This is a genomic window from Hymenobacter segetis, from assembly GCF_038448715.1.
In the GTDB taxonomy this organism is placed as follows: domain Bacteria; phylum Bacteroidota; class Bacteroidia; order Cytophagales; family Hymenobacteraceae; genus Hymenobacter; species Hymenobacter segetis.
In genome coordinates this window covers 1-24,010 of record NZ_JBCEVZ010000004.1, presented here as the reverse complement: position 1 = coordinate 24,010, position 24,010 = coordinate 1, and the positions used below count along the sequence as shown (strand labels likewise).

Sequence of the window (24,010 nt, the reverse complement as noted above, 5' to 3'; positions counted from 1 at the left end):
ACTCATGGAATCCTTAAGCAAACGCGCCAAAGTCCTCGAAAAGAAGCCCATGACCTTGGCCGAGCGGGCATACCTGCCGGCTATTTTCCAGGGCTTGTCGATTACGATGCAGCACTTTTTCCGGGCAGCGACCAAGAAGCAGGTCACCATTCGCTACCCCGAAGAGACGCGCCCATTCTCCCCCGTTTTCCGCGGCCTGCACGTGCTGAAGCGCGACGAAGCCGGCCGGGAGCGTTGCACCGCCTGCGGCCTCTGCGCCGTGGCCTGCCCTGCCGAAGCCATTACAATGGTGGCTGGCGAGCGCAAAAAAGGCGAGGAAGGCCTCTACCGCGAGGAGAAATACGCCGTCAGCTACGAAATCAACATGCTGCGCTGCATCTTCTGCGGCCTGTGCGAAGAAGCCTGCCCGAAAGCCGCCGTGTATCTGCAAGCCGATAAAATGGCCCCGCCGCGCTTCGAGCGTGACGAGTTCATCTACGGCAAAGACCGGTTGGTGGAGCCCGTGACGCCGGATAACCGCTCGAAGCGCGGCATCCAGCTCACGCCCGAGCAAGCCGACAAACTGCGCGCGCAAATCGCATAATGTAGCGCGGACTTTTAGTCCGCGACTGATTATCTGTCTTCATCCCACTCGCGGGCTAAAAGCCCGCGCTACTGCTCATGTCCCTCTTCCTCTTTCTCTCGTTCGTGGCCCTGCTGAGTGCATTGGGCGTGGTGCTGGCCAAAAACCCGGTGCACAGCGTCCTGTTTCTCATCCTCACGTTCTTCACGCTTTCGGGCCATTACCTGCTGTTGAACGCGCAGTTTCTGGCGGCGGTGAACATCATCGTGTATGCTGGGGCCATTATGGTGCTGTTCCTGTTCGTGATTATGTTCCTGAACCTGAACGAGGACACGGAGCCGCACAAGCCGGCTCTAGCTAAGTTCGCGGCCGCCATTGCCGGTGGTTCGCTGCTGCTGATTCTGGTAGCCGCGTTGCGCAACGTGAGCCCGGCTGGCTACGACCCCACCAGCTTCGATTCGCAGATTGGCATGGTTGACCGCCTGGGCATGGTGCTGTTCAAGGAATATGCGCTGCCATTTGAGTTGGCTTCTATTCTGCTGCTGGCCGCTATGGTGGGCTCGGTGATGCTGGGCAAGCGCGAAACGGGCGAGCGGAATTTCTAATTATCGTCGATTTAAAAAAACCGGCAGCTGAAATTTCAGCTGCCGGTTTTTTTATGCCTGCTCGTAATTTGCTGCAGACTGGACGTAGGGTGCAGTTGTCTTAACCGTTTACAGCCATTCTAACAGCCGATGAATACTCAAGACGCACTTGCCAGCGCAGAAGAAATTGGAGCACTGGGCGTACGGCACTTAAAGCGCTTTTGGTCACATTCGTTGGCGAAGCGGCATGGTGTGTTTATCGAGCAAGATGAACGGAACTGGCGTTTTGACAACCTGATTCTGAACGGGCTTTGCCTGCCGCTGGAAGAAACTACGCGCTACCTGATGCAGGCGGCCCCGAGCTTTACGGAGTTTGAAAACTGGATTCTGGCCAAGAATAACGGGCAGATTGACCCACTACAAATCGAACGCCTCAACAGCATCATTTCTCAGCAACCTTATCCGGAGAGCCTGAAGCAGAATCTCCGCGAAATTGAGGGCGAGGAGAACGTGCTGAGCGCGGAAGATTTAGCTTTCTGGGACGAGCATGGCTACGTCATCTTGCGCGCAGCCGTTTCGAAAGAACAGGCGCGGGCGACTGAAGAAGCCGTGTGGGAAGTGCTTGGAATGGACCCACAGAACCCGGCAACCTGGTATGAGAAGCCCATTGGCAAGGGCATTATGATGGATTTTTACCATCATCCAACCCTGCGCGAAAACCGCCAGTCGAAGCGAATTCAGAAAGCTTTCGCCCAGTTGTGGCAAACGGCCGACTTATGGAAAACTACCGACCGCACCAGCTTTAATCCGCCCGAAACCGCTACCTACCATTTCCAGGGGCCGCATCTGCATTGGGACATGAGCCTGGAGCCGCCGTTGCACTTCGGTACGCAGGGACTATTGTATCTGTGCGACACGCCGGCTGAGCAGGGCGCGTTCTGCTGCGTGCCGGGCTTCCACCGCACGCTGGAGGGCTGGCTGGCCGCGCTGCCCGCCGGCACCGACCCGCGCCGGGTGAATCTGGACGCGCTGGCCATGCCCATCGCGGCCGAAGCCGGCGATTTTGTTATCTGGCACCACGCCCTGCCGCACGGGAGCAGCCCGAACCACGGCACCTACCCGCGCATCGTGCAATACCTCAATATGTACCCGGTCGATTTCAAGGAAAATATGGCGTGGCTTTAATCGAACTGTACGGCAGCTTATTCCTGTATCCTCCAAAACAGCAGCGCCGAACCTGTCAGGTTCGGCGCTGCTGTTTGAGCTTAGCTTTAATTTATAACAACTTATTTGTCGAATAGAATAGCCTACAGATGATAGAATAGCCTACAGATGATAATTAATTGTAGGCAACAGCAGTAGTAGTCGTGTTCACCTGCGCGATAACCGTGGAGCGAACGGGCATGGAACGGTAGGTGGGCACCCGCATCTTGTGCATCGGCGAAGCCACCAGTTGCACTTGCATCAGGGAAGCAGCAAGGGCGCTCCAGAACAGGAAAACGGCGGCGAAGATGTACAGCTTGGACATATATGCGAGTGTTGAAGTGGTTAACTGATACAAACCTACTAGACTGAGGCAGGGTCGGATTTTCAACTTCGCCCAAATGGGGTAGCCGTTCGTTCAAGGGCCCTGATTGCCCGGTAAACGGTTGATTTGGGGGCACCAATACTGGCCCTTGTAGATACCTACCCATTTGCAGTAGGTGCATCAAAGAATGAGCTACTTACGATGAATCGTCAGCAATAAAAAAAGCGGCGACTGAAGTATCAGTCGCCGCTTTTTTTATTGCTGACGATTCAAAAAACCTACTTCGCCACTACCGCCGTGGCGATACTCAGTTCCTTCAGCTGCACGTCCGAAATCGGCGAGGGCGAGTCAATCATTACATCACGCCCTGAGTTGTTCTTCGGAAAGGCGATAAAGTCGCGGATGCTGTCGGAGCCGCCGAAGAGGCTGCAGAGGCGGTCGAAGCCAAAGGCGAGGCCGCCGTGGGGCGGCGCGCCGTACTCGAAGGCGTCGAGCAGGAAGCCGAACTGGGCCTGGGCCTCTTCGGGAGTGAAGCCGAGCAGCGAGAACATGCGGGCCTGCACGGCGCGGTCGTGGATGCGGATGGAGCCGCCGCCGATTTCCACGCCGTTTATCACGAGGTCGTAGGCGTTGGCGCGGGTCTGGCCGATGGTTTCGGGGTTGTCGAGCAGGGCCAAATCCTCGGGTTTGGGCGAGGTGAAGGGGTGGTGCATGGCGAAGTGGCGGTTTTCCTCTTCGCTGAATTCGAGCAGCGGGAAGTCAATCACCCACAGCGGCGAGAACGAGTTGGGGTCGCGCAAGCCGAGGCGGCGGCCCATTTCGAGACGCAACTCGCTCATGGCTTTGCGGGTTTTGGCTTCGGGGCCGGCCAGCAGCAGGATGAGGTCGCCGGGGTTGGCGTTGAATGCGGCTTTCCACTTCTGCAATTCGTCCTGCGAGTAGAATTTGTCGACTGAGGATTTCACCTGGCCGTCGGCCTCCACTCGGGCGTAGACGAGGCCGGTGGCGCCGATTTGCGGGCGCTTCACCCACTCGGTCAGTTCGTCGATTTGCTTGCGGGTGTAGGCGGCGCAGGTGGCGGCGTTGATGCCCAGCACCAGCTCGGCACCGTCGAAAACGGGGAAGCCCTGGCCCTTCACGGTGGCGGTGAGGTCGGCGAACTTCATCTCGAAGCGGGTGTCGGGCTTGTCGTTGCCGTAGTCGCGCATGGCGTCGGCGTAGGTCATGCGGGGCACGGTGGGAAAATCGAGGCTTTTGATTTCCTTGAACAGGTAGCGCACCAGGCCTTCGAACATGTCGAGGATGTCTTCCTGGGTCACGAAGGCCATTTCGCAGTCAATCTGCGTGAATTCGGGCTGGCGGTCGGCGCGCAGGTCTTCGTCGCGGAAGCACTTCACGATTTGGAAGTAGCGGTCGAAACCCGACACCATGAGCAGCTGCTTAAATGTCTGGGGCGACTGCGGCAGGGCGTAGAATTCGCCGGGGTTCATCCGCGAGGGCACCACGAAATCGCGCGCGCCTTCGGGCGTAGACTTGATGAGCACGGGCGTTTCGACTTCGATGAAGTCCTGGCCATCGAGGTAACGGCGCACGGCCTGGGCCATTTTGTGGCGCAGCATAAGGTTGTTGCGCACCGGGGTGCGGCGCAGGTCGAGGTAGCGGTACTTCATCCGCAGGTCGTCGCCGCCATCGGTGTCGTCTTCGATGAGGAAGGGCGGCAGCTTGGCGGGGTTCAGAATCTCGACTTTCTCGGGGCGAATTTCGATGCCGCCGGTCGGGATTTTGTCGTTTTTGGAGTAGCGTTCTGATACCTTGCCGGTCACGCTCAGCACGAACTCGCGGCCGAGCTGGCGGGCGGTTTCGCGCACGGCTTCGGCCTCTACGCCTTCTTCGAGGGTGATTTGGGTGAGGCCGTACCGGTCGCGCAGGTCAATCCAGAGGATGGCACCCTTGTCGCGGGTGCGCTGCACCCAGCCGCAAAGGGTGACGGTTTGACCAATGTGTTCGGGGCGGAGCTCGCCGCAGGTGTGAGTACGTAGCATGGCAATAGGGTTTTGGGCAAAGTTAGGCCTTGCGGCCGGGCCTGCCGCACGATTCTTAGGCCTTGCTTTTCTACAAAGCCCCATTTAGACGTTCACAGGAGCCTCGACAAATGCGTTAATGCCCGAAAACCGTTTTTCAGGCACCCACACAAATGCACGGTGCCTTGGAAAACGTTTTTCAGACACCCATACAAATGCATAGTGCCTTGAAAAACGCCATACAGGCATCAGCAGAAACTCTTGCGGCTCTGTAGCTCAGGTTTCAGGCACCCATAGAAATACAAAGTGCCCGCAACCCGGGTTTCAGGCACCTATAGAAATACAAAGTGCCCGCAACCCAGGTTTCAGGCACCTATAGAAATACAAAGTGCCCGCAACCCAGGTTTCAGGCACCTATAGAAACACGCCAGGCTCCGCAACTTCATTGGCACGCCCCAATAGCCGCAGCGGCAACCCGACCCGGCCGTTTTTGGTACGGAGTATGCAAAGGGCGTTAGCAACTGCGTTCCTTTGTCTTCTCAATCCCTTCAAAACCCTCATGAAATTCCTCCCCGCTCTCGCCCTGGCCGCCGCCCTCTTAGCAGCCGGCTCCGCGCAGGCCCAAACCAAAATCAAGACCAAGAGCAAGTCGGATGCCTCGGGCACCGTCATCAAATCGAAGGGCACGACGGATGCCGTGACGCTCGACGGCCCCATCAAACGCATCGAAACGCTGTCGGGCATCGACGTTTTCCCCAAGGCAAACTCAACCGATATCCTGCTCAGCTTCACCCAGCAGTTCACCAAACCCGGCACGCTGGTGATGACCGACTACAAAAACAAGGTGATGTACCAGACCGAGCTGGACCCCGCCAACAACACCGGCGCGCCCGTGAACCTGGGCAAGATTCCGGCCGGCACCTATTTGGTAGAAGCCAAAACCGGCAACTACGTGTACTGGAAGAAGGTGCGGATTAAGTACCCCACCATTCGTCGGTAGTTTGGCTGGTCATTCTGGAATAACCGGAACGTCATGCTGAGCGCAGCCGAAGCATCTCTACCGCGCAAGTAATCAATTTTACTATTGCGGTAGAGATGCTTCGGCTGCGCTCAGCATGACGTTCTTTGTTATCGTTTATATACCCTCTGCTATGAAATTCGTCTCCCTCCTGCTGTTGTTTTTTGGCCTCACGGCCTTCGCGCCCAAGCCCAAGCTCACCACCGTGAAGCTGGCTTCCACGCTGAGCGTGGGCGTGCCGGTAGGCTTCGCGCCGCTGCCCGACGACGGCATTGCCGTGAAATACCCCTCGCCGCGCAAGCCGCTGGCCGTGTTTTCCAACCCCAGCGGGCGCGTGGATTTCAGTGTGGCCGTGCGCCCAACCACGTTCGAAAGCTTCGATTACGGCGTGCTGATTAAGATTTACAAGTCCAGCATCCAGCGGCTTTATACCAAAGTCGACTTTATCAAGGAAGACATTCGGACCGTGAATGGCCGCGATTTCATCTACTTCGAATTCGTTTCGACGGTGGCTGATAGCAAGCGCACGGGCAGCCAGCTGGCCCCTATCAAACGCTACCAGACCGTGCAATACGCCATTGAGGGCACGCAATTGTACGTCTTCACCTTTGTGGCCCCGGCCGAGGAGCAGGCGCAGTGGCAGCCCACGGCCCAGGCCGTGATGGGAGCTATTGTGATGAAGAAGTAAGTCGTGCCTACCGACGACTATTTTATGGCCCAGGCGCTGGCTGAGGCCGAAAAAGCCTTCGCCGCCGATGAAATCCCCATCGGGGCCGTCGTCGTGTTTGAAAACCAGATAATCGGCCGGGGCTACAACCAGACCGAGCGCCTGCGCGACGTAACCGCCCACGCCGAAATGCTGGCCCTGACGGCCGCCGCCAATTACCTCGGCAATAAATACCTGGCCGATTGCACCCTTTACGTCACCATCGAGCCCTGCGTGATGTGCGCCGGGGCCAGCTATTGGGCGCAGGTGAAGGCCGTGGTGTTCGGGGCCGATGAGCCGAAAGTAGGCTTCCGGCGGCATGGGGCGCTATTGCACCCGCGCACCAAGCTGCGCGGTGGCGTGCTAGCCGAAGAATGTGCGGCCTTGATGCGGCGATTCTTCACTTTAAAGCGTAAATAATCTACTTTTGATATTGAATGAGCAGCGGCCCGAACCAGCCGCTGTTCTGGCTGTTTTAGCCCTGTCCATTTCACGTACTCTTCACCACCCAAACCCTTTTTATTATGGCTTTCGAACTCCCGAAACTTCCGTACGCTTACGATGCGCTCGAACCCACGTTTGACGCGCAGACCATGGAAATCCACCACAGCAAGCACCACCAGGCTTATGTGACCAACCTGAACGCGGCCATCGCGGGCACGGAGATGGAAAACCAGACCATTGAGGAAATCCTGCACAACATTGCCAAGGCTCCGGTGGCCGTGCGCAACAACGGCGGTGGCCACTACAACCACTCGCTGTGGTGGACCATCCTCTCGCCTAACGGCGGCGGCCCGGCCACCGGCGCGGTAGGCGAAGCCATCACCAAGGCGTTCGGCACGTTCGATAAATTCAAGGAAGAATTCACCAAAGCCGCCACCACGCGCTTCGGCTCGGGCTGGGCGTGGCTGTGCAAGCAGCCCGATGGCTCGGTGCAAATCTGCTCGACCCCGAACCAAGACAACCCGCTGATGCCCGAGTCGGGCTGCAAGGGCATGCCCATCCTCGGCCTCGACGTTTGGGAGCACGCTTATTACCTGAAGTACCAGAACCGTCGCCCCGACTACATCGCCGCGTTCTTCAACATCATCAACTGGGATGAAGTGAACCGCCGCTACGCCGAGGCGTACGCTGCCTAGTTTCGGTAGCGCAGGTTTATAATTCTTGCCGAAAAGGCCCGTCTCCATCAGGAGGCGGGCCTTTTTTTATTGCGAAGTCAGCTTGTGAAAATCAGTCGAAAACAATTCGTGTACGTACCTGCTTTATCACCGCGTTTCATCAAACCCGGCGACTCACGCACGACGCCACTTAAATCGCACTTATGTCAAGCAAAGCCTTTGAGCCCGCCAAACTGGGCAACCTCACCCTCACCAATCACATCGTAATGGCCCCCATGACGCGCAGCCGCGCCCTGGGCAACGTGCCCAACGAGTTGATGGCCGAGTACTACCGCCAGCGCGCCACCGCCGGCCTCATCATCACCGAAGGCGTTTCGCCGTCGGCCGATGGTCTGGGCTACGCCCGTATTCCCGGCCTGTTCAACGCCGAGCACGTTACTAACTGGCAGCGCATCACCGAAACCGTGCACCACCACGGCGGCCACATTTTCGTGCAGCTGATGCACGCCGGCCGCGTGTTCCACCCCCTCAACCTGCCCGAAGGTGCCGAAGGCATTGCCCCTTCGGCCGTGGCTGCCCAGGGCCAGATGTGGACCGACCAGCAGCAGATGCAGGACCAGCCCACGCCTCGCGCCCTGCACACCGACGAGTTGGCCCGCGTGCGCGACGAGTATGTAAACAGTGCCAAGCTGGCCCTCGAAGCCGGTTTCGATGGTGTGGAGCTACACGGTGCCAACGGCTACCTGCTGGAGCAATTTCTGAACCCCGCCAGCAACCAGCGCACCGACGAGTACGGCGGCAGCATCCAGAACCGCGCCCGCTTCGTGCTCGAAGTAACCAAAGCCGTGGCCGAAGCCATCGGCCCTGAGCGCACCGGCATCCGTCTGTCGCCCTGGGGCGTGTTCAACGACCAGCCGAACTACCCCGAGATTGACGAAACCTACGCCTACCTGGCCGAGGAGCTGCAAAAAATCGGTGTTGTGTATGTACACCTCGTCGACCACCAGAGCATGGGCGCGCCCGCCGTACCGGCCGAAGTAGTGCCGCTCATCCGCCAGAAATTCACCAACACGCTCATCCTGAGCGGCGGCTACACCACCGTGGAGCAGATTGACGCCGCCCTCGCCGGCAACGCCGACCTCGTGGCCATCGGCCGCCCGTTCATCTCGAACCCTGACCTGGTTGAGCGCCTCGAAAAAGGCCTGCCCCTGGCTGAGAGCGACCAAGCCACCTACTACGCCCCCGGCCCCAACGGTTTCGCCGACGGCTACACCGACTACCCCACAGCCGATGGCCAGCCCGCCGGCACGTTCTCGCCCACCTACGAGGCGTAAAACTGCCCCCAGCGGCTAATTGAAGCCCCTGCGAAGCTCGTCCCCCACCGGGCGCTTCGCAGGGGCTTTTTTATTTATCTTTGACGGTCGTGGCTCGTGCGCCGCGCTTGCATTTGTCTCATCCCACCCCCTTTTGCCCCGTTCCCGCATGAATACGAAGCTGCGCCTTACTGTCCTGAGTTTCCTCCAGTTCTTCATCTGGGGCTCGTGGCTGATTACGATTGGCGCTTATTGGTTTCAAACGAAGCAATGGTCCGGTGCCCAGTTTGGCGCCATTTTCTCGACCATGGGCATTGCTTCCATCTTCATGCCCTCGCTCATGGGCATCGTGGCCGATAAGTACGTGAACGCCGAAAAGCTCTACGGCGTGCTGCACATTCTGGGCGGCCTCGTGCTGTGCGCCATCCCGCAGGTAACGGACCCCGGTACGTTTTTCTGGGTTATCCTGCTGAACATGATTTTCTACATGCCCACGCTGGCGCTGTCCATTGCCGTGTCGTATTCCATTCTTAAACGGCAGGGGCTTGATGTGGTAAAGGACTACCCGCCCATTCGGGTGTGGGGCACCGTCGGCTTCATCGTGGCCATGTGGACGGTAAGCCTGCTGGGCTTCGAGAAATCGGCCAGCCAGTTCTACGTGGCGGCCGGTGCGGCCATTCTGCTGGGCATCTACTCGTTCACGCTGCCCGCCTGCCCGCCCCAGTCGGCCAGCACGTCGAGCCAGAACCTGGCCGAAATCCTCGGCCTTAAGTCGTTCGCCATTCTGCGCGACCGCAAGATGCTCACGTTCTTCCTCTTCGCCCTTTTGCTGGGTGCCGCGCTGCAGCTCACCAACGCCTACGGCGACACTTTCCTGCACGATTTCGACAAGAGTCCGGCCTACCAGGAAACCCTGACGGTAAAGTACCCGGCCATCATCATGTCCATCTCGCAGATTTCGGAAACGCTGTTCATCCTTGCCATTCCGTTCTTCCTGCGCCGCTTTGGCATCAAGCAGGTGATGCTCTTCAGCATGATTGCCTGGGTGCTGCGCTTCGGCCTGTTCGCCTACGGCAACCCCGGCCAGGGCCTCTGGATGATTATTCTCTCGTGCATTGTGTACGGCATGGCTTTCGACTTCTTCAACATCTCGGGCTCACTGTTCGTCGAAACCCAGACGCAGCCCAGCATCCGGGCCAGCGCGCAGGGCTTGTTTATGATGATGACCAACGGCTTCGGGGCCGTACTGGGCAGCTCGCTTAGCGGCCTCATCATCCAGCACTACTTCACCGATGCCAACGGCGTGAAGGACTGGCACAGCATCTGGCTCACGTTCGCTGGCTATTCGCTGGTTATTGCCGTGCTGTTCGTGTTTATCTTCAAGCACAAGCACACCACGCAGCCGGTTGAGGAAGCTACGCCAGCCAACTCGTTGCTCTCGGTGGAGCAGGCATAAGTAAGCTCAACAATACAAGATTGGTATAAAAACAGTCTGTTTTTGGTATAAAGAAAAAGCCCGCTCTGCATCGCAGAACGGGCTTTTTGCTGCCTTGCGGCGGCCGGAATTACTTGTTGCCGAAGAAGAACTCGCCTTCAATCTGAGCATTTTCGTCCGAATCCGAACCGTGCACGGCGTTGGCTTCGATGCTCTTGGCGTACTTCTTCCGGATGGTGCCTTCCTCGGCATTGGCCGGGTTGGTAGCGCCGATGAGGGTGCGGAAGTCAGCTACAGCATTTTCTTTTTCGAGAATGGCTGCCACGATGGGGCCGCTCGACATGTATTTCACGAGGTCGTTGTAGAACGGACGCTCGGCGTGCACGGCGTAGAACTGGCCCGCGCGCTCGGCGGTGAGGTTGATTTTCTGGAGCTCCACGATGCGGAAGCCGCCGGCCTCAATCATGCTCAGGATGCCACCAATGTGGTTTTCCTGAACGGCATCGGGCTTAATCATCGTGAATGTGCGGTTGGTGGCCATTGCGTTGGTCGGGGGAGAATTGGGTGTTGAAAATATTATTGAGCCACAAAAGTAGCACCAAAGCCCACGGGTTGCTTTGACCGAGTCTGGCCGGCTGTTGAGATACTCAGAGAGAACCTTCCGGAGGCAGTGCGTTGTTGGGAACGGATTTATGCCGACTTTTGCCGCCCCAATTATTCGTAAGCCACCGGCCCTCAGTTCCGTTTCCGGGCCATTCACGTTGTCGATGTCTAGTTCAATTTCCGCGCTGCAAGCGTTGCTGGCGCAGCCCAAGCAGGTTGTTATCACCACCCACCACAAACCCGACGCCGACGCGCTGGGCTCGTCACTGGCCTGGGCCGGCTACCTCAAGCAGAAAGGCCACCACGTCACGGTGGTCACCCCATCTGATTATCCGGCCTTCCTCAATTGGATGGAAGGCAACGACGAAGTAGTTATTTATGACAAGCGCCAGAACGACCGGCAGGTGCGCGACCTCATCGCCCGCGCCGAAGTCATCTGCTGCCTCGATTTTAGCTGCCTGGGCCGCATCAACGAGTTGGGCGAATACATCCGGGTAGCCAGCGCTACTAAGGTGCTGGTCGACCACCACCAGGAGCCCGAGGACTTTGCCGATATCACGTTTTCGGTACCCTCGGCGGCGGCTACGGCCGAGCTAATCTTTGAAATCATCCGCGACCTGGGCGACCAGGACCTCATCACCAAGGGCATGGGCGAAGCGCTGTACGCGGGCATTATGACCGATACGGGCTCGTTCCGCCACCCCAGCACCTCGCGCAACGTGCATTTGATTATCGCCGAGCTGCTGAAGGTGAACATCGATTTATCGTCGGTGCACCGCCGCATATACGACTCGCATTCCGAAATCCGCCTGCGCTTTCTGGGCTTCGTGTTGAAAGACAAGCTGGTGGTGAACCGCGAGTTCAACACGGCCTATATCGCCATCACGCAGGACGAGCTGCGCCAGTACCAGAGCAAAACCGGCGACACCGAAGGCCTGGTAAACTACGCGCTGAGCATCGAGGGCATCAAGTTCGCGGCCGTTTTCATCGACCGTGGCGTGGCCGTCAAAATTTCTTTCCGCTCGGTGGGCAGCTTCTCTGTCAGTGACTTCTCGCGCAAGCACTTCGACGGCGGTGGGCACCACAATGCCGCTGGCGGCATCAGCTACCTGTCCCTTGATGCAACCGTGGACCGCTTCCTCAGCATCCTACCGGAGTACAAGGAGCAATTAACGGGTGTGCCCGCTGCCGTAGCGCCGCCGGTAGCGTAACTTTGAACCCTATCTGACTCTCACTTTTTTAATTTTCATGCGTTTTTCCTCCCGCTCTGCGCGGCAGCTGGCCCTGGCGGCCGGCGTGCTGAGCTTCGCTTCCCTCACCGCCTGCAACAAAGGCGGGGGTGACTTTGCCAAAACCAAGTCCGGCATCGAATACAAGATTTTTAAGAAAGTCGGCAGCAGCTACGAGCGCCGCGAAATCGGCCCCGACGGCGACCCGACCTACAAAGACCGTGTGGGCAAGTTCCTGCTCGGCAACATGCAGTACCGCACCGGCAAGGACTCGGTGCTCCAGAACACCCGCCGCGACGTGGGCCTGCCCGTGCCCCTGCCCCTGCAGGAGCTGAAGCAGAAAGGCATGCCCGACGAGGCGTTGTCCATGCTCCAGCCCGGCGACAGCGGCGTGTTCCGCTTCCAGGTCGATTCGCTCATCAAGCCCAAGTCGGGCCAGCCCGTGCCTCCGTTCTTGCGCAAAGGCGGCAACGTGGTGCAGATGTTCGTATCGACCACCGACAAGCTCATCACCCAAGCCGAAGCCCAGGCTATGCAGCCCGAGCTGCAGAAGCGTGCTATGGCCGCTCAGTTGAAGCAGCGCATGGCCTCGCCCGAGTACGCCAAGCAGATGCAGGCTCAGAAGGATGCCCAGGCGAAGGCCATGGCTGCTCCCGAAGTGCAGGCTCAGCTGAAAAAAGATGATGCCGTGCTCCAGGAGTACATCAAGAAAAACGGCCTCACCGTGCAGAAGACGCCCTCGGGCATCTACTATCAGGTGCTGAAGCCCGGCACCGGCGCTACGGCCAAAGCCGGCCAGACCGTGAGCGTGAACTACAACGGCACGCTGCTCAGCGGCAAGCAGTTCGACTCGTCGGACAAAGCTGGCAAGCCGATTGACTTCCCCCTCGGCCAGGGTGCTGTGATTCCGGGTTGGGACGAGGGCATTGCCCTGCTCAACAAGGGCAGCCGCGCCATTTTGCTCATTCCTTCGTCGCTGGCCTACGGTACCCGTGGCGCGGGTGCCGACATTCCGGCCAATTCGCCCCTGCGCTTTGAAGTGGAACTAGTTGACGTTCAATAATCTTTCTTACAGTGCTGAATTCCGGCCAACGGGCGACGCGGCATTGCTGCCCGGGCTCCGTTGGTCGGAATCTTTTTATCCTCTTCGCCATGAATAAAGTTCTGCTCCGCGCCCACCATGTGGTGCTGGCCGCCTGCCTGCTACTCGCCGCTCCGGCCTTCTGGAGCTGTAACACGCAAACGGCCTATCAGAAGCAGCTGGCCGAGCACCAGAATCTGCTAAAGGCCATCGACGAAGACACGATTCACAATTACCTGGTTCGTCATCGCCTGCTGACCAAAGCCCACCGCACCAATTCCGGCCTGTACGTGGTAGATAGCGTGGCGGGTACCGGCACGCCCGTTACCACCGGCAAGAATGTGCGCGTGAAGTACATCGGACGGTTTCTGAGCAGCGGGGCGAATCCCGGCTCGACGGGCTACCCGGCTTCGTACGGCAACCCGAACTATCCGCAGGGCGCTATTTTCGACAATTCATCGGAAAACCATACCCAGTGTGGCTGCGTGGTGTTCACGGGCGGCAGCGGGGCCATTCCCGGGTTCAATGAAGGCCTGCTGCTGATGCGGCAGGGCGACCGCAAGCTGCTGCTTATTCCCTCCTACCTGGCCTACGGGCCCGCGGGCTCTTCCAGCATTCCCACCGATTCGGCCCTGATGTTTGACGTGGAAATCCTCGAAGTATTTTAAGCATTTCGCCATGCACGGCACCACAGCCATTGGATGGGGAATGGGCACCCTGCTGGTCCTGCTAATGCTGGGCGGCCCGGCGGCCCGGGCCCAGGCCAGTTCAAAGCCGGCCGTACCCACTACGCCTACCGCCCCCGTTGCCGGCACCAGCGCTGACACCGCGCACCTTGCTCCGCAGTTTACGCCGGGCGGGGTGCGTTTTGTGTTTCGGGAGCGCGGCCCGGGGCCGCTCCCCAAGTCCGGCCAGCGCGTGGCCGTGCGCTACACCGGTTTCCTGCCCGATGGTCATGTTTTTGATGCGACGGCCGCCTCGGGTGGGCCGGTGCGGTTTCGGGTGGGCCGCAAGGAAGTCATCGCGGGTTGGGACGAATTGCTGCCCCTGCTGCCCGTGGGCTCTCGGGTGCGGGCCTGGATACCGGCCGCGCTGGCCTACGGCGCGGCCGGCGTGCGCGACCCCGACGATGACTCCCGTTATTTAATTCCGCCCAATACCGAGCTGGTATTCGAGCTGCAAGTAATGAGTGTACGGTAAGGCTTAATACCGCAACCCACTCTTTCAGAAACTTACTTAAAATAATGCGAAACCTGTTTTTTGCCGCGTTCGGTGCCCTGTTTGGTATAGCCCAGCTGGCTCATGCGCAGGCTCCGGCCACCGATTTTTCCCGTCTACCCACGGGCACGGAGTACCGTCTCTTCCGCAAAGACGCGGCCGGGCGCTACCAGCCCCGCGCCCTCGCCCCCACCGATGCGCCCTACGCCAGCCGCGCCGGTCAGGTCCTGACGGTATTTATGGAATTCCGCACCGGGCGCGATTCGGTGCTTATGAACTCGCGCCAGATGCAGCCGCTGCCCCAGCCGGTAGCCCTGCCCGCGCAGCTTACCCCCGGCAGCCTGGAGGAGGCCTTGGGCCTGCTCCTGCCCGGCGACAGCGCCATCTTCCGCTTTCCGGCCGATACCATATTCGCGAAAACCTTCCGCCAGCCCGTGCCGCCGTTTCTGCGCAAGAGCGGCAACACGCTGGTAGTATTGGCCAGTGCCCGCGAACTCGTTACGATGGCCGAAATGACGGCCCGCCACCAGAAGATGCAGGAGGAAAGCGCTCGGCAGGGCAAAGCCCTGGCGGCAGCCCAAATGACCAAGGACGTGGCCGCCATTCAGGCCTACCTAAAAAAGAACAAGGCCACGGCCAAGAAAACGACGGGCGGCACCTACTACATCCTCAAAAAGCTCGGTACCGGCGCTACGCCCAAAACCGGCCAGACCGTGCGCGTACTCTACCGGGGCACGGTGCTGGCCACAGGCCAGGAATTCGACTCTTCGGCCAAACACGGCAACGAGCCCATTTCTTTCGTGTTGGGCCAGGGCCAGGTCATTCCGGGCTGGGACCAGGGCATTGCTATGCTCAACAAGGGCAGCAAGGCGGTATTGCTCATCCCCTCGCCTCTGGCCTACGGCCCTCGCGGCGCTGGTGCCGATATTCCCGCCAACGCCGTGCTCCGCTTCGAAGTAGAGTTGGTTGACTTTAAATAACCCGCTATAACGTAAAGAAAAACCAGCCTTTCCCGGCCGGAAGTCAACTGTTATATGAGCAGTTGGCTTCTGGCCGGGAAAGGCTGGTTTTCTAATTAAGAACCTGCGACAGGATTTCGAGCGAGCGAATTTCGCCCATCTGCTCCACGTGCAGCTGGTAGTAGCGGATGAGCACGTTCAGCAGTTCGTGGCGCACGCGGCCGTTGGGGATGGTACTGGTGGCGGAGTCGCGCAGCAGTTCATCGAAATAGCCATCGAACTCGTGCAGCCGCAGGGTGGCCGGCCCGGTCACGCCTTTGGCGGTGGCCGCGTGGCCCGCCATAATCACCTGGTCGGTCAATTCACTGCCGGAGCTAATGCCGAAGCCCAGATAAGCCGCTAATTGCAGCAGAAACACCAGCGCGAAGTTTTCGCTGCCTGCTTCTTGCCGGTCAAAGGCCAGAATGGAGTCGTGCAGGAACTGAAACAGCGGTTCGTTCTGCTCTTCCTCGCGCACGGCCCGGCCCACTACTTCCGACAGAAACAGCACCACGCTACTCTTGTGCACATCGTAGGGCAACGTCTGGAAGGGCTCGGCGCACCGAAACTCCGACAGCCGCGTGAGGCCGCTGCTACCCCGGGCCACGTAGGCCACCAACTCCAGCAGCGTGAAGGGTTGAAACAGGGCAATGCGGCCCGGTGGCTTGGCTTTGCGCACGCCGTTCACCACATAGGTCTGCACGCCCAACCGCTCGGTGTATACCCGGGCGATAATACTCGTTTCGCGGTATTTGAGGTAACTGAGGACAATGCCCCGCGTCTTAATCAGCATACTATTTAATGTGGCAATGTAAGAATGTGGAAAATGTGGCAGCTTGTAATTGGCTTGCCAGTGGTATTACGCACATTTCCCCCCTTCACACATTCTCAACTCATTTACTGAGTACAGCCACTTTGCTCACGCAGCCGTTTTTGCCATCCGCATCCGACGACAGGACGAGGTAAATGCCCGACCGCACGCGCTGACCATCGGGCGTGGTCAGGTTCCAGGTAACGGCCCCGCCGGTGGCCGTGGTGGCGTACACGAGGTGGCCCGCCACGTCGGTAATTTTCACCAGCGCGTTATTGGCCAGGCCCGTGATGCCGACCAGGCCCTGGAAACCCGGCCGCACGGGGTTGGGAAACACGGCCGTACAGTTTGGCTCGCCCTCGGTCACGGTGGCCGAGCCCCGGAAGGCCACCACGCCAGCCTGGGTGGCCACCCATACTTCGCCGGTTTTGTCGTTCACCTTCACGTCCACAATCATGTTGGAGGGCAAGGGGCTGTTGGCGGTGGTGAAGTGCAGCAGCGCCTCGTCGGCATCGGGACTGAACAGCCACAGGCCGTTATCGGTCCCGAACCACTTGCGGTCGGCCCCATCAACGGCCAGCGTCCGTACGGCTTCGCTAAACAGCGCCGGGAAGCCCGTGCCCTCGCCGCGCCGTACCACCGGCAGCGTGAACCCGGTCGTGGACAGGAACGGCCCGCTCGGGTCATTAAACACCGCCACGCCCTTGATGGTGGCCGCCCAGATATAGCCGCGCCGGTCTTTGGCTAGCTCGTAAATCTGGTTGTCGGGCAGGCCGGTGCCGGACGTGAACAGGCGCGGTGGATTGGGATTGGTGGTGGCGGGGTCCACGGCGTAGATGCCAATGGCCGGCCCGGTACCGGAAGGGTCCGTTTTGCGCGATACCGATGCCCAGGCGTAGCCGTTGTTATCGAGCACAATCCGCTCAAGCTCCTGCAAATGAGGCACCCAGGGGATAATCTGCCAGGTGGTAGTGGCCGGGTCCAAGATGAACAAGCCCGAGCTACCGGGCAGCAAATGCCGGTTCACCACCCAGACTTTGCCTTCGGGCGTGGCCGCCACATCCGTTACCTCCACCCGGTTATTTCCGAACCCAAACGTACCGATGAGGGGACTGTTGCTCGGGAGGCCCTGGCCAAACTGCCGCAACTGGTTGGGGCCTTTCCACTCCAGCAGCCCGCCGCCATTGGCCCCTACGTATAGCGTGCCGTCGGGCGTGCGGGTACCACGCACGGGGCTCAGCAAATTGGGCTCTGGGCTCGTCTCGCCCGGCAGTTTTGGGGGGTTGTAATTGCTCCATTGCCCCCCACTGTATTCGTAAAAGCCGGCCCGAAAGTAATTAGGTGCGTAACGCTCGCCATAGCCCCCCGTGAATACATCGACGATATTCGTGTGACTATCAGCCAATATACTGAATGCCAGACTACTTCCCGGTCCATTGGCTACAAACGAATCGATAACCTGACCGGTGCCGGCCTGCACCCGCTGCAAGCCTTGCCCATAATTCGTCACGTAATAGCTGCCATCGCGTGCCCGCAGGGCATCCTGCATATAGCTGGACGTTGGCGGGGGCACCACAACAGCCACCGTACCGTTGCGGTCGAAGTCAACGCGGCGCACACCGGCATTGTCATCAATAGTCAACACCCCGATACTGCTGGAGCGCATACCGCGGAACTGCCCCGCATACGTATTCGGCACTGACTGCCAGGCGGTGGCTGTATATCTATAAACCCCCGCCCCGTCAATGGCGGCGTACACCTGGCCATTGTAAGCGGCCAATAACCGGTAATTCGGCGTATTGGGGTTGGGATTCAGCGGCACGGGCAGCGAAGTGGTCCAACTGCGGTAGTCCAGCAAATTCGCGGTTAATGAGCCGCGCATCAGGCCGATTGAGGTAGCCAGGTACAGGTAGCCCCCCGTCGAAGCAGCATCATAGACGCTCACGGTTGTGCCTCCCGGGCCAATGTTACTGTACGTGTCCGTGATTTCCAGCTTCGCCAAATCAATAACGACCACCCCGAAAGTAGCCGATACATAGGCCTTGCCGTTGCCGATTGATATCCGATTGATTGGTCGGTCGCCCGCCTGAATGCCGCCCTGCCCCAGCTTGCGCAGCACATCGTTTATGTTGCGCACACTGCCATCGGGCCGCAGCACGTCAATATTGGCATTGTTATATCCCAGCACCGTTTGCTTGGTCACCGAATCATAGGCCAGGGCCCGCACCATTACGTCATTCAGGCCGTCGCGGCGCGACAGTACTTGGGTGGTATTCTGGGACTTATCCAGAAAGTAAAAGGCATTTTCCGTAGCCACATACAGCCGGTTACCGGCATCGGCCAGCAGCAGGGGATGGTTGGTCGGAAGGTGCATTTGCCAGTCGCCGTAGCCGACGGTGCTTTGGGCAAAGGCAGCACTCGCGCCCAGAAACAGGCCAGTCAACCCCAGCAAACAACGGAAAAAGTGGGACATACGCTCAGCAAAAGCTCAAAATAAGGATAGAAAGCAGCAGGGCTGCCGTTGCCAACGCTGCACCCCGAAATTTAGTGCGCAGCGGCCGAGCTGGCTTCCGGCGCAGGTTCTTTGGCCTGCATTCCCTCCAGAAAACACGGCCGGCAGCGGGCTTCGTACGAGTCGGTTTCGCCCAGCAACACCTGGCTCGCACTGGCCGCGATGCGGTAGGAATACGACGCAATTTCGCCGCAGCACACGCACACGGCGTGCACCTTGGTCACGTACTCGGCCGTGGCCAGCAGGGCCGGCATGGGGCCGAAGGGACGCCCCAGGTAGTCCATATCGAGCCCGGCCACGATGACACGGGTGCCGTTGTTGGCCAGCTGCGCGCACACGTCCACCAGCGAATCATCAAAAAACTGGCCTTCGTCGATGCCCACCACGTCGGACCCGGCCGCGAGCAGCAGGATTTCCGAGGCAATGGCCACCGGCGTCGAGCGGATGCGGGCTGCGTTGTGGCTCACCACGTCTTCGGCATGGTAGCGCGTATCGAGTGCGGGCTTAAAGATTTCGACCCGCTGCCGCGCAATGCGGGCCCGGGTGAGGCGGCGAATCAGTTCTTCGGTTTTGCCCGAAAACATGGAGCCACACACCACTTCAATCCAGCCCCGGCGGGGGGCATTGTGGCGGTTTCCGACGCGGGGTTCAATAAACAAAATACGGGCGGGCTTGGGTGGTTTTGAATCCTAAAGTTAGGAACGAACCGCCAAGGGTGACGCTCATTATTGCCACCGCCCCCGGCCCCGCATGAGCAAACGTTCTGAACGCCTGCCTTTATCTCCCTGCGCGGCCCAGCCATTATTTTAATTAACCGGCAGCTTGTCCTTCGTCGTACCGCACGTGGGGCAGTTTAGTGGCTTCGGGAACCCGGCCAGTGGCATTGCCGGCGGGCAGCTGGGCCTGGCAGGTCAGGCGCTCATCGGGCCGGAGCCGGCCGGCGGCCTGGTAGCGTAGCTCGGCCGCCGTGAGCGGGCTCAGGTTCTCCTGGCCGGCCCGCAGTTGTAAGCGGCAAGTGGTGCAGCGCCCTTTGGCCCCGCAGGCGTGCATCCAGTCGTGGCCCGCGGCTTGCAACGCGGCCAGCAAAGTGGCCCCGGCGGGTACGTTCACGGCCGCGCCGGGCAAGTTTTCAATCGTCAAGAGGGGCATTTGTGCCTAACTTCGGCCACCGAAACCCGGCCTTTTTATGAACGACAAATATAGCCTCGCCAAGTGTGCACAGTATGGCCGCCGTCTGGCCGCCCGGCTCTGCGACCAGCACTTCGGCCCCCAGCCCACCGCCACCCTCGACGGCGCCGCCGTGCTCAAGTTCACCCCCGTTCGCCAGCTCAACTTATTGGTTATCCGCCAGCTGCTAGGCCAGTGGCAAGCCGAAACCGCCCGCCTGCGTAGCGCCTATTTCGATTTTGAGGCCGCGCCAGTGCAGGCTGCCCTGGCCCAGTTCATGAATGTGCTTTCGCGTCACATCAGCCTGAATCGCGCCACTTTTGAACCACTACTGGCCCAGGCCGCCGCCGATACCCTCGGCATTGTGGCCGACCCGGCAGACAGCTTTCAGCGCCTGCTGCTCGGCAATGCCGAAAAGCCGGCCCTGGCGGGGCTGCGCGATAATCTGCGCTATTTCGACGTAGACAAAGCCTTTTACCAGGGTTTTGTCGATAGCCTGCCCGTGAGCGACGACCTCAGCCGCGATTTCCTCACGCATCGGTTCGAGCTCTACCATGCGGCTAACTACAAGGCCCATCAGCCCATGCAGCGCCTCGTCACTGAGCTCAGCACCTTGTTGCCCCTCACCACCGCCGACCTGCTGGAAGATGGCCCGGTATCCGTTGCCGCCACGCCGCTGCGGGTCGAAGAGCCAGTTGCCGTCCCCACACCCGCTCCGGTTCCGATGGTAGCGCCTCCCACATTCGTCGCGCCCTCCAGGGAAGAGCTGCCGCAGCCAGCCGCGCCAGCTACTCCCAAGCCCGCACCCACTGTCGAAACCCCGGCCCGTCCTTTACCAGACACTGACTCCGCCAGCGTCCCCTTGCACGAAAAGCTGAAAGCCGGCCAGCAAGCTGCCCCTGCTTTAGCCGAAACCCTCCGCGCCACGGCAGCCCCCACTTCGCTGGCCGAGCGCGCCGGCCCTAAAGTTGATACCCTGCGTGAAGCCATTTCCATCAACCAGCGCTTCAGCTTCATCAACGAGCTGTTCAACGGCGAAAACATGGATTACCACGCCGCCATCCAGCACCTCGATTCCCTGCCCACCATCGACCAGGCCCGTGCCTACGTCACCGCCGACCTCTCGCAACGCTACGACTGGAGCCGCAAGGAAGAGCACGTCAACAAGCTCTTGAAGCTGATTGAGCGCAAATTCGCGTAGCAATAAGCCCGGCGCTTTCCCGCATCGAGTCATTTTTACCCAAGAAGGCTAGCCGCAACCCGGCTAGCTTTCTTGCTTTCGCGGCATTGGTTGCGGCCACCTGAGCCCGGCCAGCGCCAGCGCCAGCAGCAACGGCCACACCGGCACCAGAAACCGCGCCGCCCCCAATGGCCCCGTCAGGGCTGCCACATACAGCAGCAGCCCAGCGGCTACCCAGCGCCCGTACCGCCATGCGGCGTTACCATGCTTCATTCGATAAAAACCACGCACGGCAGCCCCTAACCGGGCTACGTTCGCCAGCAATATCAATCCCAACAAGCTCAATTGCCCCCAAGGCAGGTTAGTAGCGGCCTGCCACAGCCGGCCCTGCCGCGCCTGCGTCAACAAGCCCCCACCAGCGGGCGGTAGCCAGCCCAGCAGATGGCTCAAATCGAACCGACCCGGGTCTAGGAATAACGCCGCCATTCCTTGCACATGCTGCCGCGCATACAAGCCAATATGCGCAGTCAGCATTGCACCCGCTTGGGCCTGAATAAAATGCTGCCGCGCCGCAAAATCTGGTGCCGCATTCGCTTGGTCGATTACCTGTGTCACCCATTTTTCTTCGACTTCCGGCCCGGCAATCTGCCGCAATACCCCCGCCGCGTTGTATTGCAGCAAGTTGATTTCTGCAATGCTGGAGAAATGAAAATACCCCGTCCGCTGCTGGTTCCAGAGCATATACAGCCCCACCACCAACACGGGTAGCAAGCCAACAGCCGCCACTGCCGGACGGCGATAGCGCCACCCCACCCCTACTGCCAGCACCGCAACCACAAAAGCCAACGGATAAAAAACCGGCTTTAGCAGCAAAGCGGCAATCGCGGCTACCGCCCCGCCCGCCCAATACCGCAGCCGGGGAGAGTGAATAAACGCCAGCGCAGCAATGGCAATGCCGAGTACCGCCGTTTGCAGCAGCGTTTCACTCATCACCGCACTCGCGTAGATGAGCTGCGCCGGAAAAGTCAGCACAGCTGCTACCGCCAGCACCCAATCCCGAGAACTCGGGCTTGCCCATCGGCCCCACCATCGCATAATGAGTCCAACGTTTAGCAGGCTGAGCATATTCTGAACCACTAGCAGCATTACCGGCCACCCACCGGTTCCTCCTAGTCCCAGTATAGCCAGCGGGTAACCCACCGGCCGAATCGTGAACTCCTGCACCGCCTGCCCACTCGGTGCCATCATAGGCCAGGGCCTGGCATAAAGCTCCCCGTACCGACACAGGTTATCCGCTGCCTGAATGTAGCGGCCAGTATCCACAAAGGCCCAATTGCCTTGGTATAGTACCCAACTCAACATCAGTACGTGTGCGCCCACCAGCACCGCCCATACCCAGCCCGGCACATGTGCTTTTCCCATCAGCGCACCAAATCCTGCTTACGATAAGCATCCAGCGCTAGCAGGCTAAACAACAAAATAGTAAACGACCACAGTGAAGACCCTCCATAGCTGAAGAACGGCAACGGAATGCCCACCACCGGGGCCAGCCCCATCGTCATGCCCATGTTCACCGTGATATGGAAGAACAGTACACTCGCCACGCAATACCCATACGTGCGCCCAAACACCGATTTCTGCCGCTCAGCCACATAAATAATGCGCCACAGCAAGGTCATATAAAGCCCGATTACCACCAGACTTCCCATCCAGCCAAACTCTTCCCCAACCGTACAGAAGATGAAGTCAGTGCTCTGCTCAGGCACAAAATCGAACTTAGTCTGCGTCCCTTGCAGAAATCCCTTCCCCACCAATCCTCCCGACCCGATGGCAATCTTGCTCTGAGTCACATTCCACCCCTTGCCCAACGGGTCCGAAGAAGGATTGATAAGTATTTCAATTCGCTGCCGCTGATGAGGCTGCAGTACGTGGTTATAAAAGAAGTCCACTCCCACCACCATCCCAATCACCGCCACCCACACGCCAATCGCCAGCGGCAAATGGTGCCTCAGAATTCGCCGATTCAATCCCAGCACCGCCAATAGCATCACCGTAAAAGCCGCTACCAGCCACATTTTCGGCACCACTAAAGCTAATATCAGCACAATGCCTGCCACCGCCAGTAGCAGCAATATCAACGGCGACATTCCCTCCCGAAAATAAGCCAGCAACAAAGCTCCAAAAACCAATGCCTGCCCCGATTCATTCGATGCCACAATCAGCAGCGGTGGTAGCAGGGTAATCCCCGCCAATATCAACTGGTCACGCCAGTCCTGATACCTCAGATTAATGCTCGCCATAAAGCGCGAAGCCGCCAGCGCGGTCGTAAATTTTGCAAACTCCGCCGGCTGCAGCCTCACAGGCCCTAATTCCAGCCAAGAACGCGACCCGGCAATCGGCCGCGCCACCACCATCGTCACCAACAGCAGCACAATCATGCCCGCATATAATGCATAGGCTAAAGTATCGTACGCCTTATAATCAACTACCAATAGCACCACAATCAACACAACGGCCGTAGCAATCCACAATAATTGCTTAAACCAGTTAAAAGCCATCAGCTTTTCAAAGCTCAAGCTGCTCAAAGGGTTTGCTGGCGCATCCGGCGAATAGCTTGATGCATAAATACAAACCCACCCAATGCCAACAAGTACCACATAAAGCAATACTGTGACCCAATCAATGCTTCGGCTATAACGTGCGGGAGAAACTTGCACAAATAATGTAAATATGAATAAGCTTACAAAAATACGATAGTATAATCTTAGCACTTTTAATCCAATCAAGTCCAAAAGCAAAAATCCCCACTTGATTGCTGGTGAAAGCATCCAAGAGGGGATTTTCCTTGTAAAAGGTTGGCGGCGACCGACTCTCCCACCGGTGAAGGCAGTACCATAGGCGCACCGGGGCTTAACGGCTCTGTTCG

The 24,010-nt window shown here is 59.1% G+C and carries 24 protein-coding genes; 15 read left to right on the top strand and 9 right to left on the bottom strand.

Annotated features, from left to right (window positions below):
- The first annotated feature begins 4 nt into the window (after nucleotides 1-4).
- The 3 genes from AAFH49_RS02875 to AAFH49_RS02865 all read left to right on the top strand — a co-directional run bounded on the left by AAFH49_RS02875 (nucleotide 5) and on the right by AAFH49_RS02865 (nucleotide 2,331).
- Nucleotides 5-583, top strand: coding sequence for a NuoI/complex I 23 kDa subunit family protein (locus AAFH49_RS02875; RefSeq protein ID WP_342295881.1), 579 nt, complete (start codon nucleotides 5-7; stop codon nucleotides 581-583).
- Between the two features lie 77 nt (nucleotides 584-660).
- Complete coding sequence (locus AAFH49_RS02870; protein ID WP_342295879.1) at nucleotides 661-1,167, top strand: NADH-quinone oxidoreductase subunit J family protein; 507 nt, start codon at nucleotides 661-663, stop codon at nucleotides 1,165-1,167.
- A gap of 129 nt (nucleotides 1,168-1,296) precedes the next feature.
- A complete protein-coding gene (locus tag AAFH49_RS02865) occupies nucleotides 1,297-2,331 on the top strand; it encodes a phytanoyl-CoA dioxygenase family protein (RefSeq protein WP_342295877.1) in 1,035 nt (344 codons plus the stop codon).
- A 154-nt stretch (nucleotides 2,332-2,485) separates the two neighbouring features.
- Here AAFH49_RS02865 and AAFH49_RS02860 read toward each other — a convergent pair whose 3' ends face one another.
- Together AAFH49_RS02860 and aspS are read right to left on the bottom strand one after the other, a co-directional pair.
- Nucleotides 2,486-2,674 (bottom strand): hypothetical protein, encoded by a 189-nt coding sequence (locus AAFH49_RS02860; protein WP_342295875.1) that lies wholly within the window; start codon nucleotides 2,672-2,674, stop codon nucleotides 2,486-2,488.
- A 278-nt stretch (nucleotides 2,675-2,952) separates the two neighbouring features.
- Nucleotides 2,953-4,716, bottom strand: coding sequence for an aspartate--tRNA ligase (aspS, locus tag AAFH49_RS02855; RefSeq protein WP_342295873.1), 1,764 nt, complete (start codon nucleotides 4,714-4,716; stop codon nucleotides 2,953-2,955).
- A gap of 538 nt (nucleotides 4,717-5,254) precedes the next feature.
- On the opposite strand from aspS, the gene AAFH49_RS02850 reads away from it, so the two are divergent.
- From AAFH49_RS02850 to AAFH49_RS02825, 6 genes are all read left to right on the top strand, one after another.
- A complete protein-coding gene (locus tag AAFH49_RS02850) occupies nucleotides 5,255-5,695 on the top strand; it encodes a hypothetical protein (protein WP_342295871.1) in 441 nt (146 codons plus the stop codon).
- A 151-nt stretch (nucleotides 5,696-5,846) separates the two neighbouring features.
- A complete protein-coding gene (locus tag AAFH49_RS02845; RefSeq protein ID WP_342295869.1) occupies nucleotides 5,847-6,401 on the top strand; it encodes a hypothetical protein in 555 nt (184 codons plus the stop codon).
- 3 nt (nucleotides 6,402-6,404) lie between these two features.
- Nucleotides 6,405-6,839: a nucleoside deaminase gene (locus AAFH49_RS02840; RefSeq protein WP_342295867.1), complete on the top strand. Its 435-nt coding sequence runs from the start codon at nucleotides 6,405-6,407 to the stop codon at nucleotides 6,837-6,839.
- A 104-nt stretch (nucleotides 6,840-6,943) separates the two neighbouring features.
- Entirely contained in the window at nucleotides 6,944-7,558 is a 615-nt protein-coding gene (locus tag AAFH49_RS02835) for a superoxide dismutase (RefSeq protein WP_342295866.1), read from the top strand.
- 182 nt (nucleotides 7,559-7,740) lie between these two features.
- The gene (locus AAFH49_RS02830) at nucleotides 7,741-8,871 is read left to right on the top strand and encodes an alkene reductase (protein ID WP_342295865.1); all 1,131 of its coding nucleotides are present in this window, start codon (nucleotides 7,741-7,743) and stop codon (nucleotides 8,869-8,871) included.
- A gap of 148 nt (nucleotides 8,872-9,019) precedes the next feature.
- The gene (locus tag AAFH49_RS02825) at nucleotides 9,020-10,306 is read left to right on the top strand and encodes a nucleoside permease (RefSeq protein WP_342295863.1); all 1,287 of its coding nucleotides are present in this window, start codon (nucleotides 9,020-9,022) and stop codon (nucleotides 10,304-10,306) included.
- Nucleotides 10,307-10,415: 109 nt separating this feature from the next.
- Here AAFH49_RS02825 and AAFH49_RS02820 read toward each other — a convergent pair whose 3' ends face one another.
- A complete protein-coding gene (locus AAFH49_RS02820) occupies nucleotides 10,416-10,826 on the bottom strand; it encodes a nucleoside-diphosphate kinase (RefSeq protein WP_342295861.1) in 411 nt (136 codons plus the stop codon).
- Between the two features lie 226 nt (nucleotides 10,827-11,052).
- Between AAFH49_RS02820 and AAFH49_RS02815 the strand changes: the two genes are divergently transcribed.
- The 5 genes from AAFH49_RS02815 to AAFH49_RS02795 all read left to right on the top strand — a co-directional run bounded on the left by AAFH49_RS02815 (nucleotide 11,053) and on the right by AAFH49_RS02795 (nucleotide 15,396).
- The gene (locus AAFH49_RS02815) at nucleotides 11,053-12,099 is read left to right on the top strand and encodes a DHH family phosphoesterase (protein ID WP_342295860.1); all 1,047 of its coding nucleotides are present in this window, start codon (nucleotides 11,053-11,055) and stop codon (nucleotides 12,097-12,099) included.
- A 37-nt stretch (nucleotides 12,100-12,136) separates the two neighbouring features.
- Nucleotides 12,137-13,180 (top strand): FKBP-type peptidyl-prolyl cis-trans isomerase, encoded by a 1,044-nt coding sequence (locus tag AAFH49_RS02810; protein ID WP_342295858.1) that lies wholly within the window; start codon nucleotides 12,137-12,139, stop codon nucleotides 13,178-13,180.
- 89 nt (nucleotides 13,181-13,269) lie between these two features.
- Nucleotides 13,270-13,866 (top strand): FKBP-type peptidyl-prolyl cis-trans isomerase, encoded by a 597-nt coding sequence (locus AAFH49_RS02805; RefSeq protein WP_342295856.1) that lies wholly within the window; start codon nucleotides 13,270-13,272, stop codon nucleotides 13,864-13,866.
- Nucleotides 13,867-13,876: 10 nt separating this feature from the next.
- On the top strand, nucleotides 13,877-14,398 hold the full coding sequence (locus AAFH49_RS02800) for an FKBP-type peptidyl-prolyl cis-trans isomerase (protein WP_342295855.1): 522 nt from the start codon (nucleotides 13,877-13,879) through the stop codon (nucleotides 14,396-14,398).
- A 44-nt stretch (nucleotides 14,399-14,442) separates the two neighbouring features.
- Nucleotides 14,443-15,396, top strand: coding sequence for an FKBP-type peptidyl-prolyl cis-trans isomerase (locus AAFH49_RS02795; protein ID WP_342295853.1), 954 nt, complete (start codon nucleotides 14,443-14,445; stop codon nucleotides 15,394-15,396).
- Between the two features lie 91 nt (nucleotides 15,397-15,487).
- On the opposite strand, the gene recO is transcribed toward AAFH49_RS02795, so the two are convergent.
- From recO to AAFH49_RS02775, 4 genes are all read right to left on the bottom strand, one after another.
- Nucleotides 15,488-16,207 (bottom strand): DNA repair protein RecO, encoded by a 720-nt coding sequence (gene recO, locus AAFH49_RS02790; protein ID WP_342295851.1) that lies wholly within the window; start codon nucleotides 16,205-16,207, stop codon nucleotides 15,488-15,490.
- 100 nt (nucleotides 16,208-16,307) lie between these two features.
- Entirely contained in the window at nucleotides 16,308-18,698 is a 2,391-nt protein-coding gene (gene porZ / locus AAFH49_RS02785) for a type IX secretion system anionic LPS delivery protein PorZ (protein WP_342295848.1), read from the bottom strand.
- Nucleotides 18,699-18,769: 71 nt separating this feature from the next.
- Nucleotides 18,770-19,396, bottom strand: coding sequence for a thymidine kinase (locus tag AAFH49_RS02780; protein ID WP_342295846.1), 627 nt, complete (start codon nucleotides 19,394-19,396; stop codon nucleotides 18,770-18,772).
- 151 nt (nucleotides 19,397-19,547) lie between these two features.
- Entirely contained in the window at nucleotides 19,548-19,886 is a 339-nt protein-coding gene (locus tag AAFH49_RS02775; protein WP_342295844.1) for a 2Fe-2S iron-sulfur cluster-binding protein, read from the bottom strand.
- 37 nt (nucleotides 19,887-19,923) lie between these two features.
- On the opposite strand from AAFH49_RS02775, the gene AAFH49_RS02770 reads away from it, so the two are divergent.
- Nucleotides 19,924-21,105 (top strand): hypothetical protein, encoded by a 1,182-nt coding sequence (locus AAFH49_RS02770; protein WP_342295843.1) that lies wholly within the window; start codon nucleotides 19,924-19,926, stop codon nucleotides 21,103-21,105.
- 63 nt (nucleotides 21,106-21,168) lie between these two features.
- Here the strand turns inward: AAFH49_RS02770 and AAFH49_RS02765 are convergent, their stop codons facing one another.
- Together AAFH49_RS02765 and rodA are read right to left on the bottom strand one after the other, a co-directional pair.
- Nucleotides 21,169-22,116, bottom strand: coding sequence for a hypothetical protein (locus AAFH49_RS02765; RefSeq protein WP_342295842.1), 948 nt, complete (start codon nucleotides 22,114-22,116; stop codon nucleotides 21,169-21,171).
- Nucleotides 22,117-22,505: 389 nt separating this feature from the next.
- Entirely contained in the window at nucleotides 22,506-23,912 is a 1,407-nt protein-coding gene (rodA, locus tag AAFH49_RS02760; RefSeq protein WP_342295997.1) for a rod shape-determining protein RodA, read from the bottom strand.
- Nucleotides 23,913-24,010: the final 98 nt, after the last annotated feature.

What these genes read in the sequence shown, in the direction of transcription:
- AAFH49_RS02810 (WP_342295858.1), top strand. Translation starts at nt 12,137, where the DNA reads ATGCGTTTTTCCTCCCGCTCTGCGCGGCAGCTGGCCCTGGCGGCCGGC.
- AAFH49_RS02820 (WP_342295861.1), bottom strand. Translation starts at nt 10,826, where the DNA reads ATGGCCACCAACCGCACATTCACGATGATTAAGCCCGATGCCGTTCAG.
- AAFH49_RS02770 (WP_342295843.1), top strand. Translation starts at nt 19,924, where the DNA reads ATGAACGACAAATATAGCCTCGCCAAGTGTGCACAGTATGGCCGCCGT.
- AAFH49_RS02815 (WP_342295860.1), top strand. Translation starts at nt 11,053, where the DNA reads ATGTCTAGTTCAATTTCCGCGCTGCAAGCGTTGCTGGCGCAGCCCAAG.
- AAFH49_RS02860 (WP_342295875.1), bottom strand. Translation starts at nt 2,674, where the DNA reads ATGTCCAAGCTGTACATCTTCGCCGCCGTTTTCCTGTTCTGGAGCGCC.
- AAFH49_RS02875 (WP_342295881.1), top strand. Translation starts at nt 5, where the DNA reads ATGGAATCCTTAAGCAAACGCGCCAAAGTCCTCGAAAAGAAGCCCATG.
- AAFH49_RS02795 (WP_342295853.1), top strand. Translation starts at nt 14,443, where the DNA reads ATGCGAAACCTGTTTTTTGCCGCGTTCGGTGCCCTGTTTGGTATAGCC.
- AAFH49_RS02775 (WP_342295844.1), bottom strand. Translation starts at nt 19,886, where the DNA reads ATGCCCCTCTTGACGATTGAAAACTTGCCCGGCGCGGCCGTGAACGTA.
- porZ (WP_342295848.1), bottom strand. Translation starts at nt 18,698, where the DNA reads ATGTCCCACTTTTTCCGTTGTTTGCTGGGGTTGACTGGCCTGTTTCTG.
- AAFH49_RS02800 (WP_342295855.1), top strand. Translation starts at nt 13,877, where the DNA reads ATGCACGGCACCACAGCCATTGGATGGGGAATGGGCACCCTGCTGGTC.
- AAFH49_RS02870 (WP_342295879.1), top strand. Translation starts at nt 661, where the DNA reads ATGTCCCTCTTCCTCTTTCTCTCGTTCGTGGCCCTGCTGAGTGCATTG.
- AAFH49_RS02845 (WP_342295869.1), top strand. Translation starts at nt 5,847, where the DNA reads ATGAAATTCGTCTCCCTCCTGCTGTTGTTTTTTGGCCTCACGGCCTTC.
- recO (WP_342295851.1), bottom strand. Translation starts at nt 16,207, where the DNA reads ATGCTGATTAAGACGCGGGGCATTGTCCTCAGTTACCTCAAATACCGC.
- aspS (WP_342295873.1), bottom strand. Translation starts at nt 4,716, where the DNA reads ATGCTACGTACTCACACCTGCGGCGAGCTCCGCCCCGAACACATTGGT.
- AAFH49_RS02850 (WP_342295871.1), top strand. Translation starts at nt 5,255, where the DNA reads ATGAAATTCCTCCCCGCTCTCGCCCTGGCCGCCGCCCTCTTAGCAGCC.
- AAFH49_RS02825 (WP_342295863.1), top strand. Translation starts at nt 9,020, where the DNA reads ATGAATACGAAGCTGCGCCTTACTGTCCTGAGTTTCCTCCAGTTCTTC.
- AAFH49_RS02805 (WP_342295856.1), top strand. Translation starts at nt 13,270, where the DNA reads ATGAATAAAGTTCTGCTCCGCGCCCACCATGTGGTGCTGGCCGCCTGC.
- AAFH49_RS02835 (WP_342295866.1), top strand. Translation starts at nt 6,944, where the DNA reads ATGGCTTTCGAACTCCCGAAACTTCCGTACGCTTACGATGCGCTCGAA.
- rodA (WP_342295997.1), bottom strand. Translation starts at nt 23,912, where the DNA reads ATGCTTTCACCAGCAATCAAGTGGGGATTTTTGCTTTTGGACTTGATT.
- AAFH49_RS02865 (WP_342295877.1), top strand. Translation starts at nt 1,297, where the DNA reads ATGAATACTCAAGACGCACTTGCCAGCGCAGAAGAAATTGGAGCACTG.
- AAFH49_RS02830 (WP_342295865.1), top strand. Translation starts at nt 7,741, where the DNA reads ATGTCAAGCAAAGCCTTTGAGCCCGCCAAACTGGGCAACCTCACCCTC.